Source organism: Streptomyces sp. RK62 (assembly GCF_018070255.1).
Classification (GTDB): domain Bacteria; phylum Actinomycetota; class Actinomycetes; order Streptomycetales; family Streptomycetaceae; genus Streptomyces; species Streptomyces nigra.
Genome location: NZ_JAGPYD010000008.1, coordinates 276627 through 288715, shown reverse-complemented (window position 1 = coordinate 288715; position 12089 = coordinate 276627). Strand labels below are relative to the sequence as shown.

Sequence of the window (12089 nt, the reverse complement as noted above, 5' to 3'; positions counted from 1 at the left end):
AGTCATGTGTTCGAGGCTAGTGACAGTCACTGACAATTGACAAACCAATTCACAAGTCGGTAACTGACACATATGGAAACACTGCGCGAACGCAAGAAACAGCGCACCCGGGAAGCGCTGCTGCGGACCGCGCTGGAGCTCTTCACGACACGCGGGTACGAGGACACGACCGTCGACGACATCGCCGACGCGGTCGAGGTGTCGCAACGCACGTTCTTCCGGTACTTCGCCGGCAAGGAGGAGGCCGCCCTCGCGCTCCAGGAGATGACGGAGACGCACTTCCTGCAGGCGGTGCGCGAGCGGCCGGCGCACGAGCCCCCGATGGAGGCGCTGCGGCAGGCCGTCCTGGAGAGCTGGGACAGCCTCAGCGAGGTCGTCGAGTCGGTGGCGCCGGTCGAGGTGTTCCTGCGCATGTACCAGGTCATCGAGTCGACGCCGGTGCTGCTCGCCGCGCATCTGCGGCGCTCGCTGGAGACGGAGGAGGCGATCGCGCGGGTGCTGGCCGAGCGGGAGGGCGTCGACGTCGACGCCGATCCGCGGCCGCGGCTGGCGGTGGCCGTGTTCGGCGGGGTGATGCGGCTCACGGAGCGCCGGTGGAGCACCGGCGAGGAGGCGAGCCTGGACGCCATACGGGCGTTGACGGTCCAGTACCTGGAACAGGTGGGTCCGGCACTCACCGGGAGCTGGCGAACACACTGAGAAGATCGGCGTGTTCACGCCACCTTGATCAAAACGTGATACCCGTCACTTGGTTAACGCGAGACCCTCTCGTTCTCCTAGTGTGTCCTCCCAGTGACTTCCTTCGACACCACCCCGCAGCTGAACGTCTGGCGCGCACTGCTCGCTCTGGCCGTCGTGTTCGTGATGCTGGCGACCACGGGCTGGACCGCCCTGCGGCACCATCGCGGTGCCGCGCCGCTCCAGGCCTCGATCAGCGCCTGGGAGCACGGCAGCATCGCCGGCCACCGGCTTCCGGCGGCGGACTCCCCGCCCACCCGGCTCGCCGCGTTCTTCGACTCGCTGACCGAGCACCAGCGCGCCCATCTCGTACGCCGCTATCCGCTCGCGATCGGCAACATGAACGGCGCGCCCGTCGAACTGCGCTACCGGGCCAATCGGGTGGCGCTCGGCGAGGCGCGCGAGGTGGAGCGCAAGCGGGTGCACGACAAGGGGCTCACGCCGGACGGGCAGCGCGAGGCGGCACGCCGCGCCGAGCGCTTCGGGGTGCTGCTGCGCTCCGACCGCCGGATCCTCGCCTTCGACCCGGCCGGCACCGGACGGGCCGCGGAGGTCTTCGGCGACCTGGAGCGGGCCGAGCGGGTCTCGGTCGTCGTCCCCGGCGTCGACACCGACGTGCTCACCTTCCAGCGCACGCACCGCGCGTACTCCGCGCCGGTCGGCATGGCCCGTTCCCTGTACGACGCCGAGCGCCGGGCCGCGCCCAGGACGCGTACGGCCGTCATCGCCTGGGCGGACTACACCTCGCCCGGCGGTCTCGGACTCGACTCGGCGACCGCGACCCGCGCCGCCGACGGGGCCGTACGGCTGAACGCGCTGGTGCGCGCGCTGCCCGGCCGTTCGCCCGTCTCCCTGTTCTGTCACAGCTACGGCTCGGTGCTGTGCGGTCTGGCCGCACGTGAACTGCCGGGCCGGGTGACCGACATAGCGGTGGCGGGCAGCCCCGGCATGCGGGTGGAGCGGGCCTCGCAGCTGCGCACGTCCGCGCATGTGTGGGCGATGCGGGACGCCGACGACTGGGTGCAGGACGTGCCGTATCTGGAGCTCGGCGGGCTCGGGCACGGCGAGGACCCGGTGTCCTCGGTGTTCGGGGCGCGGGTGCTGTCGGCGCGGGACGCGAAGGGCCACAGCGGCTACTTCGAGCCCGGCACGGAGAGTGTGACGAACTTCGCGGAGATCGGGGTCGGCGCGTACGAGTCGGTGCGGTGCGCCGACGACACGGTCGGGTGCCGTGCGGGCCTGTCCGACGCCGCGTCGGCCGGACGCGCGTAGAGACGGAAGGAATTGCGGTGTGCGCGGGGTGGGGACGGAGGAACACGTGCCGCATACGATGAGCCGCATGGGTGACGTACTGGCCGGATTTCATGCCGCCTGGGAGTTCGAGTCCGACTCCGTGCTCATCCGCTACGAACGGGGCCTTCGGACACCGAAGCTGTTCCAGGCGCTCGGGGAGCGCCGTGTCCCCTACCGGGCGATCGCCGGCGCGACGCTGACTCCGGGCCGGCGCGGGACCGTGGTGCTGCGCCTCGAACTGCGCCCCGGCGCCGATCCGTTGCTGACGGCCGCCGCGGGGCAGCTGAAGGAAGGAAGCGATCCGTACCGGCTGGTGCTGCCGGCCGAGCGCGAGACGCTCGCCGAGTACTACCGCGACGAGGTGCGCGACCGGCTGACGGAGGACCCCTCCGCGGCCGAGGACTTTCTCGTGGGCGCGCCCGAAGTGCCCTTGCAGTTCAAGGCATATGACGGGAAAGCGTCATTTGACGGGAAAATAGTCCATTTCAGGTGGTTCTGGACCGGTGCGTCCTCGGCGAAGTGGAAGGCCGGCGACCAGAGCTTCCCTGTGTCGGAGCTGAGCGGCGTCGAGTGGCGCTCCCCCGAGCTCTTCGAGGGGCATCTGCGGCTGCTGCGCCGCGACGCCGCGCAGGCCCAGCCGGCACAGGCCGACCAGGACCCGGCGGCCGTCGTCTTCGGGCTGGGCTACGGGCCGGTGCACGAGTCGCTGCCCTTCGCCGCCGCCGTGCTCGAGGCCGTGCGCCGCGCCGGACCGGTGACCGCGGCGCCGGCCGGGGCACCGCGGCGCGACCCGGCCGACATCGCCGAGCGGATCCGCCACCTGGGCGAACTGCACCAGGCCGGGCTCGTCACCGACGAGGAGTTCGCGGGCAAGAAGGCGGAGTTGCTCGCCGAGCTGTGAGCCCGCCTACTCCCGGCCGGCGGACGTGAAGGACATGTCCGCGTACCGGGTGCCGGACACCCGGTCCGCCAGCGGCTCCAGCAGAGCCAGTTCCGCCGCGTCCAGCTCGATCCTGGTCGCCGCCGTGTTCTCCTCCACCCGGGCCGGGCTGCGGGTGCCCGGGATCGGGACGACGGGCAGGCCGTGCACCGCCGCGCGCTGCTGGACCCAGGCCAGGGCGATCTGCCCGGGCGTCGCGCCCCGCGCCTCCGCGATCGCGCGGATCGGGTCGAGCAGGGCCGCGTTGGCCGCGGCGTTCTCGCCCGTGTACCGGGGCTGCTGACGGCGGAAGTCGTCCGCGCTCAGCTCCTCGGCCCGGGCGAACGAGCCGGTGAGGAAGCCCCGGCCCAGCGGGGAGTACGGCACCAGGGTCACACCCAGCTCGCGGGCGGCCGGGACGACGCCGGTCTCGATGTCACGGCTGAACAGCGACCACTCGGACTGCACGGCCGCGATCGGGTGCACGGCCTGCGCCTGCCGCAGCTCACCGGCCGTGACCTCGCTCAGGCCCAGCTGCCGCACCTTGCCCTCGCGGACCAGTTCGGCCATCACGCCGACGGTGTCCTCCAGGGGGATCTCCACCTGGCGGCGGTGCATGTAGTAGAGGTCGATGACGTCGACGTCCAGCCGCTTCAGGCTCGCCTCGACGCAGCGGCGTATGTAGGGCTCGTCGTTGCGGATGATCCGCTTCGTGGCGTCGTCGGGGTGGATCGCCAGACCGAACTTGGTGGCGATCACCACCTCGTCGCGGTGGGCCTTGAAGAAGGGCGCGAGGAACCGTTCGTTCTCGCCGCTGCCGTACGCGTCCGCCGTGTCGTACAGCGTGACGCCCAGGTCCAGTGCCCGCCCCAGGGTGGCCCGGGACGCGTCCGCGTCGGACGGTCCGTAGGCGAAGCTCATGCCCATGCAGCCGAGGCCCTGGACGCCCACCTCGGGGCCGTCCGCGCCGAGGCGTGCCGTCGTGATCCTGCCGTCGCTCATCCGGCCTGCTCCGTCTTCTGCTCGGTGTACGCCTGCCGCTCGTGGAGGCGTCCCGCGTCGGCGTAGAAGTTGATCTTCCGGTCGAGCACCGCCAGCGTGTCCTGCAGTTCTGCGATCCGGGCGAGGACGTCGCGGCGGGTCGTCTCCAGCAGCTCGAAGCGCTCGCCGAAGGTGTGGTCGCCTTCGCGCACCAGCTCGGCGTAGCGGACCATGTCGGCGACCGGCATCCCGGTGAGCCGCAGCTTGCCGACGAGGTCGAGCCAGTCCAGGTCCCGGTTGCTGTAGCGGCGCTGGCCGGTGTGCGAGCGGTCGATGTGCGGCATGAGGCCGATGCGCTCGTACCAGCGCAGGGTGTGGGCCGTCAGGCCGGTGAACGCGACGACCTCGCTGATCGTGTAGCTGTCCTGGCCCTGGGGGCGCCGGTCCGGGCGCGGCGGGGCGGCGCAGCTGTCGGTGCTCGTGGTCTCCATCACCGTCATACCGTCCACGCTATGACCTTGGAGTGCGCTCCAAGCAAGGAGAACGGTGAGAAACGGGTGGGACCTGGCCTGATCCCCGCGGCCCGCCTGCCGTACGGGAGCCCGGCATGATCGACAAGACACCCCCTAAGCTCGACGGCATGTCGCTGAGCAGCCTCGCACTGATCGAGAACTGGCCTGTTCCCACCGCCGCCGCCGGGGTCGTCCGCGCCGACGGCACGGTCCTCGGTACCCACGGTCCCGTCGCACACCGCTTCCCCCTGGCCTCGGTGACCAAGCCGCTGGCCGCGTACGCGGCGCTGGTCGCCTACGAGGAGGGCGCGATAGAGCTCGACGAGCCGGCGGGGCCCGAGGGCTCGACCGTGCGGCATCTGCTCGCGCACACCTCGGGCCTCGCCTTCGACGAGCACCGGGTGACGGCCCCGCCCGGGGAGCGGCGGCTGTACTCCAACGCCGGGTTCGAGCAGCTCGGCGACCACATCGCCAAGGCGACCGACATCCCGTTCGGGGAGTATCTGCGGCAGGCGGTGCTGGAGCCGCTGGGCATGACGGACACCTCGCTGGAGGGTTCCCCGGCGAAGGACGCCGTGTCGACGGTCGGGGATCTGCTGCGGTTCGCGGCGGAGGTGCAGACGCCCCGGCTGCTGGACCCGCGCACGGTCGCCGAGGCCATGAGCGTGCAGTACCCGGGGACGAAGGGGGTCCTGCCGGGGTACGGGCACCAGAACCCCAACGACTGGGGGCTGGGCTTCGAGATCCGGGACGGCAAGGCGCCGCACTGGACGGGCGCCTCGTCCTCGCCGCGCACCTTCGGGCACTTCGGCCAGTCGGGGACGTTCCTGTGGATCGATCCGGACGCGGGCGTGGCCTGTGTGGCGCTGGCGGACCGGGCGTTCGGGCCGTGGGCGGCCGAGGTGTGGCCGCCGTTCACGGACGCGGTGCTCGCCGAGATCTGACGGTCACCGGCCGAGCTTCTCTCCGGTCCCCTCGGTGTCGATGTGCGGCAGGATCCGGTCCAGCCACCGGGGGGTCCACCAGGCGTGCTCGCCCAGCAGGGTCATCACGGCGGGCACCATGAGCAGCCGGACCACGGTCGCGTCGATGAGCACGCTGACGGCGAGCCCCAGCCCCAGCATCTTGACCACGATGTTGTCGCTGATGATGAAGGCCGCGAAGACGCTCACCATGATCAGGGCAGCGCAGGTGATGACCCGGGCGGTGATCTCCAGCGCGTGGGCGACGGAGTCCTTGGCGTCGCCGGTCCGCTTCCACGCCTCGTGCACCCGGGAGAGCAGGAAGATCTCGTAGTCCATGCTCAGGCCGAAGATGATCGCGAACATCATCATCGGCACATAGCTCTCGATGGGCACCTTGCCGTGCACGCCCAGCGCGGGCCCGCCCCAGCCCCACTGGAAGACGGCGACGACGACGCCGTACGAGGCCGCGATCGACAGGACGTTGAGGACGGCCGCCTTCACGGCGACCAGCAGGCCGCGGAAGACGGCGAGGACGATCAGGAACGCCAGGCCGACCACGACGAGGATGATCCAGGCCAGCCGTTCGGCGACGATGTCGCGGAAGTCGACCTGGGCGGCCGTGGTCCCGGTGACATAGCCCTTGGCGGCGGTGCCGGACGCCGCGTCCGGGAGCGTGTGGTCGTAGAGGCGGTTGACGAGGTCGGTGGTGTCCTTGTTCTGCGGGGACACCGACGAATAGACCGTGCCGACCAGCACGTCGCCGTCCTGTGTCGGCTGCAGCGGGCTGACGAAGGACGTCCCGGACTCGTCGTTCAGCGCCTGCTGGGTCTTCGAGGCCAGGTCGGAGCGCTGGGAGTCCGGTACGTCGCTCTGGTCGACGACGACGGTCAGCGGTCCGTTGGAGCCCGCGCCGAAGGCGTCCGTCATCAGGTCGAAGGCCCGCCGGTCGGTGAAGGACGTGGGGTCGGCGCCGTCGCCGATGTGCCCGAGCTGGATCGAGAAGACGGGGATGGCGAGCACCGCGACGGTGACCACACCGGCGGACAGATACCGCCACGGATGGTGCTCGACGCGCTTGGCGTACCGGTGCCAGGTGCCCTGTGCCGTGTCGCCGCCCGCCTCGGTCTCGGCGATGGGCCTGCGCACATGCCAGCGGTCGATGGCACGTCCGACCAGTCCGAGCAGGGCCGGGACCAGGGTCAGCGCGCCGAGCACGGCGGAGACGACGGTGACGGCTGCGGCGACACCGAGCAGCCCGATGAAGGTCACACCGGACACCCACAGGCCCATCAGGGCCACGATGACCGTGGTGCCGGAGACCAGGACCGCGCGTCCGCTGGTGGCCGCGGCGTGCCCGGCGGCGCGCACCGGGTCGGCGCCGTCCATGAGGTTCTGCCGGTGCCGGGTGAGCAGAAAGAGCGCGTAGTCGATGCCGACGCCGAGACCGATCATCGTGGCCAGCGTGGGCGAGACCGTGGCGAAGGTGAAGGCGAGGGCGAGCAGTCCGAGGCAGGCCAGTCCGCCGACCACGGCGATCAGGGCGGAGAGCAGCGGCAGGACGGCCGCGATCACACTGCCGAAGCCGACCAGCAGGACGACGACGGCGACGCCGAACCCGATGGCCTCGCTGATCCGGTCGTTGCCGGCGGGCCGCTCCAGCTCGCCGAGCGATCCGCCGTACTCGACCTCGACACCGGCCTGCCGCAGCGGCTCCACGGCGCTGTCGACGCCGTCCAGATAGCTGTCGCCGAGCAGCGAGGGCTGCTCGTCGAAGCGGATGGTGATGTACCCGGTCTTCCCGTCCGAGGACAGCGGCCCGACCTTGGAGGAGGTGGCCTCCAGCGGATTCTGCACGCTCAGGACGTGCGGCAGCTTCTGGAGGTCGGAGACGGCCGTCGACAGCTGCGAGCCGAAGGAGCTGAGGGGCTTGTCCGCGTCGTGCAGGACGATCTGGCTGCTGTACCCGCCGGCCTGCGGATCGTGCGCCTTCAGGACGTCCAGGCCCTTCTCGGACTGCACGTCGGACAGGGCGAAGTTGTCGGAGTACTCGCCGCCGTGGATGTGGTTGAGGGCCTGGAGCACGCCGAGGGCCACGACCCAGGCGGCGATCACGATCACGAAGTGCCGTGCGCACCACTCGCCGAGCCGGCGCAGTCCCCCCCTCGGGGCGTCGCCCCGCACCTCCGTGGTCTTGCCGGCCATGCCCCGGCTCTTCTCTGCCGAGCGGTCACTGACCTCTTCATTGGATGCCGGGGAGATCGTTCCGGCATCCCGTGCCGGGCCCGCCGTGGGCCGTTCGGCTGACGCCGGTCAGCCGGTCATCTCCCAGACCAGCAGCTCCGCCGGGGCCAGCGCGACCGCCTCCAGGTCCGCGGCGCCGGTGATCCGCGCCGCGTCGCCGGGGCCCAGCTCCTCCCCGGCCAGCCGCACCTCGCCCCGCGCCACATGCAGGTACAGATACGCGGCGTCCGGTACCGCCGTCCGCTCCCCCGCCGTGAGCCGCCGTACATGGAGCATCGCGCCGGCCTCGGGGACGGCGTACGGGGTGGAGTCCGCGATGCCGTGGACGATCTCGTACGCCGGATCGCCGCCCGGCGACAGGGGCGCGAGCCAGGTCTGCACGAAGACCAGGGGCACGTCGGCGTCGTTGCGTTCGACGTGCCGGACGCCGCCCGCCGAGCTGAGCCGCTGGACGTCGCCGGGGCGCACCACGGTGGCGTGGCCGGTGGAGTCGCGGTGGGTCAGCTCGCCCTCGACCACCCAGGTCACGATCTCGGTGTGGCTGTGCGGGTGCTCGTCGAAGCCGGCGCCGGGCGCGAGCCGCTCCTCGTTGCAGGCGATGACCGCGCCGAAGCGGAGGTTGTCCGGGTCGTAGTGGGGTCCGAAGGAGAAGGCGTGGCGGGAGGTGATGCCCGCTGCCGGATCCCCTCCCGGATAGCGCTCAGCGGCGCGCCGTACGTCCATCACGGGGACCACCGTAGACCCACCGGGGAGCCCGCGGGCGACCCTCCGGCACGCACCGGCGTCCCGATAAGGCAGTCTTGTCCCCGTGCCCGAACCCGTAACCCGAAAGTCCGAAGCCGCCGCGCACGACGTCCACGCCCACGCCGCGACCCTGAAGCGACTGGAGAAGTCGTCCGGCTCGCTCGCCGCGCAGGCCATCGCGCGCATGGACGAGACGCTGCCGTGGTACCGGGCCATGCCCCCGGAGAACCGTTCCTGGATCGGTCTCGTCGCCCAGGCCGGTATCGCCGCGTTCACCGAGTGGTTCCGGCATCCCGACGCCCCGCAGGCCATCTCCACCGACGTGTTCGGCACCGCGCCGCGCGAGCTGACCCGGGCCATCACGCTGCGGCAGACCGTGGAGATGGTGCGCACCACCATCGAGGTCATGGAGTCGGCGATCGACGAGGTCGCGGCCCCCGGCGACGAGCGGGTGCTGCGCGAGGCGCTCCTCGTGTACGCCCGGGAGATCGCCTTCGCGACCGCGCAGGTCTACGCCCAGGCCGCCGAGGCACGCGGTGCCTGGGACGCCCGGCTGGAGTCCCTGGTGGTCAACGCCGTGCTCAGCGGCGAGGCCGACGAGGGGGCCGTCTCCCGGGCGGCGGCGCTGGGATGGAATTCGCCGGAGCATGTGTGCGTGGTGCTCGGGACGGCGCCCGACGGCGACAGCGAGCTGACCGTGGAGGCCATCCGGCGGGCCGCCCGGCACGCCAAGCTCCAGGTACTGACCGGGGTGCTCGGGGACCGGCTCGTGGTGATCGCGGGCGGCAGCGACAACCCGCTCGCCGTGGCGAAGTCGCTGATCGGACCGTATGCGGCCGGGCCCGTGGTGGCCGGGCCCGTCGTACCGGACCTGCTGGCCGCGACCCGGTCCGCGCAGGCCGCCGCGGCCGGCCTGAAGGCGTGCACGGCCTGGCAGGACGCGCCCCGCCCGGTCCTCGCGGACGACCTCCTCCCGGAGCGCGCCATAGCCGGAGATCCCAGTGCGCGCGAACAGTTGGTGGAGGAGATCTACAGACCGCTGGAGGAGGCGGGGTCGGCTCTGCTGGAGACGCTCTCCGTCTATCTCGAACAGGCGAGCAGTCTGGAGGGCGCGGCACGGATGCTGTTCGTGCATCCCAACACCGTGCGCTACCGGCTTCGACGTGTGACTGACGTCACCGGCTGGTCACCGTCCGATGTACGCTCCGCGTTCACACTGCGAATCGCGCTGATCCTGGGGCGCCTGGCCGACGGTGATCTCCAGCTCTAGTCTTTTGTCGGGGGCCCACAAAACCCCCTCGTGTTCTTCGTCCTTGTCCCCACGGGCGGCGTCGGCCGTCCCCAAGAGAGAGTGTGAGAGTGCTCGTACTCGTCGCTCCCGGCCAGGGCGCCCAGACGCCCGGCTTCCTGACCCCCTGGCTCGAACTGCCCGGTGCCGCCGACCGCCTCGGCGCCTGGTCGGACGCCATCGGACTGGACCTCGCCCACTACGGGACGCAGGCCGACGCGGACGCCATCCGGGACACCGCGGTGGCCCAGCCGCTGCTCGTCGCGGCCGGTCTGCTGTCCGCCGCGGCACTGGGTGACATCGTCCCCGGCGCCGTCGCCGGCCACAGCGTCGGTGAGATCACCGCGGCCGCCTACGCGGGCGTCCTCGACGACACCGCCGCGCTGACCCTCGTACGCAAGCGGGGCCTGGCGATGGCCGAGGCCGCCGCGATCACCGAGACCGGCATGTCGGCGCTGCTCGGCGGCGACCCCGAGGTCAGCGTCGCCCACATGGAGAAGCTGGGTCTGACCCCGGCGAACATGAACGGCGCCGGGCAGATCGTGGCCGCAGGCACCATGGAGCAGCTCGCCGCGCTGGGCGAGGACAAGCCCGAGGGCGTGCGCAAGGTCGTCCCGCTGAAGGTCGCCGGCGCGTTCCACACGCACCACATGGGCCCGGCCGTGGAGAAGCTGGCCGAGGCGGCCAAGGAGCTCGTCCCGGCCGACCCGACGGTCGCCTACGTCTCCAACAAGGACGGCAGGACGGTGACCACCGGCGCCGAGGTGCTGGAGCGTCTCGTCGGCCAGGTCGCCAACCCGGTCCGCTGGGACCTGTGCATGGAGACCTTCAAGGAGCTCGGCGTGACGGCCCTGATCGAGGCGTGCCCGGGCGGCACGCTGACCGGTCTGGCCAAGCGCGCACTGCCGGGTGTGAAGACCCTGGCGCTGAAGACCCCCGACGATCTCGACGCTGCTCGCGAGCTCGTCGCAGAGCACGCCTGACAAGGAGCCCGGAGCATGGCGAAGCTGAAGCCCAGCAAGGGCGCCCCGTACGCGCGCGTCCTCGGCGTGGGCGGGTACCGGCCCACGCGGGTCGTGCCCAACGAGGTGATCCTGGAGAAGATCGACTCGTCCGACGAGTGGATCCGTTCGCGCTCCGGCATCCAGACGCGGCACTGGGCGAACGACGAGGAGACCGTCGCCGCGATGTCCATCGAGGCGTCCGGCAAGGCGATCGCCGACGCCGGCATCTCCGCCGAGCAGATCGGCGGCGTGATCGTCTCGACCGTCTCGCACTTCAAGCAGACCCCGGCCGTCGCCACCGAGATCGCCGACAAGCTCGGCACGAACAAGGCCGCCGCCTTCGACATCTCGGCCGGCTGCGCGGGCTTCGGCTACGGCCTGACCCTCGCCAAGGGCATGATCGTCGAGGGCAGCGCCGAGTACGTGCTGGTGATCGGCGTGGAGCGGCTGAGCGACCTCACCGACCTGGAGGACCGCGCGACGGCCTTCCTGTTCGGCGACGGCGCCGGCGCGGTCGTCGTGGGCCCCTCCCAGGAGCCGGCGATCGGCCCCACGGTCTGGGGTTCCGAGGGCGACAAGTCCGAGACGATCAAGCAGACCGTGCCGTGGAACGAGTACGACAGCTCCACGGACAAGTTCCCCGCGATCACGCAGGAGGGCCAGGCGGTCTTCCGCTGGGCCGTGTTCGAGATGGCGAAGGTCGCCCAGCAGGCGCTGGACGCGGCCGGGATCAGCCCGGACGACCTGGACGTCTTCATCCCGCACCAGGCCAACGAGCGGATCATCGACTCGATGGTGAAGACACTCAAGCTGCCGGAGCATGTCACGGTCGCCCGTGACGTGCGCACCACCGGCAACACCTCGGCCGCCTCGATCCCGCTCGCGATGGAGCGGCTCCTGGCGACCGGCGAGGCGAAGAGCGGCGACACCGCGCTCGTCATCGGATTCGGGGCGGGTCTCGTCTACGCCGCCACGGTCGTTACTCTCCCCTAGGCACTCCGTGCCGGATCATTGAACCGGCGCGGGACGCGCACCACCTGCCGCTCGTGCGGCGGGCGCCCAACCCTCTGAAGAACCTGAACAACAACGAAGGAGCGCCACCATGGCCGCCACTCAGGAAGAGATCGTCGCCGGTCTCGCCGACATCGTGAACGAGATCGCCGGCATCCCGGTCGAGGACGTCCAGCTGGACAAGTCCTTCACCGACGACCTGGACGTCGACTCGCTGTCCATGGTCGAGGTCGTCGTCGCCGCCGAGGAGCGCTTCGACGTGAAGATCCCCGACGAGGACGTCAAGAACCTCAAGACCGTCGGCGACGCGACCGACTACATCCTCAAGCACCAGGGCTGATCCGCCGATCCGGCCTCTGGGCCGACTGCCCCGCCACCCGGCGGTGGCGCCGC

General features: G+C 71.2%; 12 protein-coding genes. 8 read left to right on the top strand and 4 right to left on the bottom strand.

Going from position 1 to position 12089, the window contains the following annotated elements:
* The first annotated feature begins 72 nt into the window (after window positions 1-72).
* From KBY32_RS17715 to KBY32_RS17705, 3 genes are all read left to right on the top strand, one after another.
* Window positions 73-699 carry a TetR family transcriptional regulator gene (locus KBY32_RS17715; protein ID WP_210980715.1) on the top strand — a complete coding sequence of 209 codons (627 nt, stop codon included), beginning with the start codon at window positions 73-75 and terminating at the stop codon, window positions 697-699.
* 93 nt (window positions 700-792) lie between these two features.
* On the top strand, window positions 793-2010 hold the full coding sequence (locus KBY32_RS17710) for an alpha/beta hydrolase (RefSeq protein ID WP_210980714.1): 1218 nt from the start codon (window positions 793-795) through the stop codon (window positions 2008-2010).
* Window positions 2011-2068: 58 nt separating this feature from the next.
* Complete coding sequence (locus KBY32_RS17705) at window positions 2069-2932, top strand: DUF4429 domain-containing protein (protein ID WP_055620762.1); 864 nt, start codon at window positions 2069-2071, stop codon at window positions 2930-2932.
* 6 nt (window positions 2933-2938) lie between these two features.
* Here the strand turns inward: KBY32_RS17705 and KBY32_RS17700 are convergent, their stop codons facing one another.
* Window positions 2939-3952 (bottom strand): aldo/keto reductase, encoded by a 1014-nt coding sequence (locus KBY32_RS17700; protein WP_210980713.1) that lies wholly within the window; start codon window positions 3950-3952, stop codon window positions 2939-2941.
* Complete coding sequence (locus KBY32_RS17695; protein ID WP_108706690.1) at window positions 3949-4431, bottom strand: MerR family transcriptional regulator; 483 nt, start codon at window positions 4429-4431, stop codon at window positions 3949-3951. Before KBY32_RS17695 ends, KBY32_RS17700 begins: the two co-directional genes overlap by 4 nt.
* 140 nt (window positions 4432-4571) lie before the next feature.
* On the opposite strand from KBY32_RS17695, the gene KBY32_RS17690 reads away from it, so the two are divergent.
* Window positions 4572-5387, top strand: a complete 816-nt coding sequence (locus KBY32_RS17690) for a serine hydrolase (protein ID WP_210980712.1) — start codon at window positions 4572-4574, stop codon at window positions 5385-5387.
* Window positions 5388-5390: 3 nt separating this feature from the next.
* Here the strand turns inward: KBY32_RS17690 and KBY32_RS17685 are convergent, their stop codons facing one another.
* Window positions 5391-7610: an MMPL family transporter gene (locus KBY32_RS17685; RefSeq protein ID WP_210980711.1), complete on the bottom strand. Its 2220-nt coding sequence runs from the start codon at window positions 7608-7610 to the stop codon at window positions 5391-5393.
* 108 nt (window positions 7611-7718) lie between these two features.
* Window positions 7719-8372 carry a pirin family protein gene (locus KBY32_RS17680; RefSeq protein WP_210980778.1) on the bottom strand — a complete coding sequence of 218 codons (654 nt, stop codon included), beginning with the start codon at window positions 8370-8372 and terminating at the stop codon, window positions 7719-7721.
* A gap of 85 nt (window positions 8373-8457) precedes the next feature.
* Here KBY32_RS17680 and fasR point away from each other — a divergent pair, with 85 nt between their 5' ends.
* The 4 genes from fasR to KBY32_RS17660 all read left to right on the top strand — a co-directional run bounded on the left by fasR (window position 8458) and on the right by KBY32_RS17660 (window position 12036).
* Window positions 8458-9663 carry a fatty acid biosynthesis transcriptional regulator FasR gene (gene fasR, locus KBY32_RS17675; protein ID WP_055620767.1) on the top strand — a complete coding sequence of 402 codons (1206 nt, stop codon included), beginning with the start codon at window positions 8458-8460 and terminating at the stop codon, window positions 9661-9663.
* A gap of 89 nt (window positions 9664-9752) precedes the next feature.
* A complete protein-coding gene (locus KBY32_RS17670; RefSeq protein WP_210980710.1) occupies window positions 9753-10664 on the top strand; it encodes an ACP S-malonyltransferase in 912 nt (303 codons plus the stop codon).
* Between the two features lie 15 nt (window positions 10665-10679).
* On the top strand, window positions 10680-11678 hold the full coding sequence (locus KBY32_RS17665) for a ketoacyl-ACP synthase III (RefSeq protein ID WP_210980709.1): 999 nt from the start codon (window positions 10680-10682) through the stop codon (window positions 11676-11678).
* Window positions 11679-11787: 109 nt separating this feature from the next.
* Window positions 11788-12036 (top strand): acyl carrier protein, encoded by a 249-nt coding sequence (locus KBY32_RS17660; RefSeq protein ID WP_004001566.1) that lies wholly within the window; start codon window positions 11788-11790, stop codon window positions 12034-12036.
* Window positions 12037-12089: the final 53 nt, after the last annotated feature.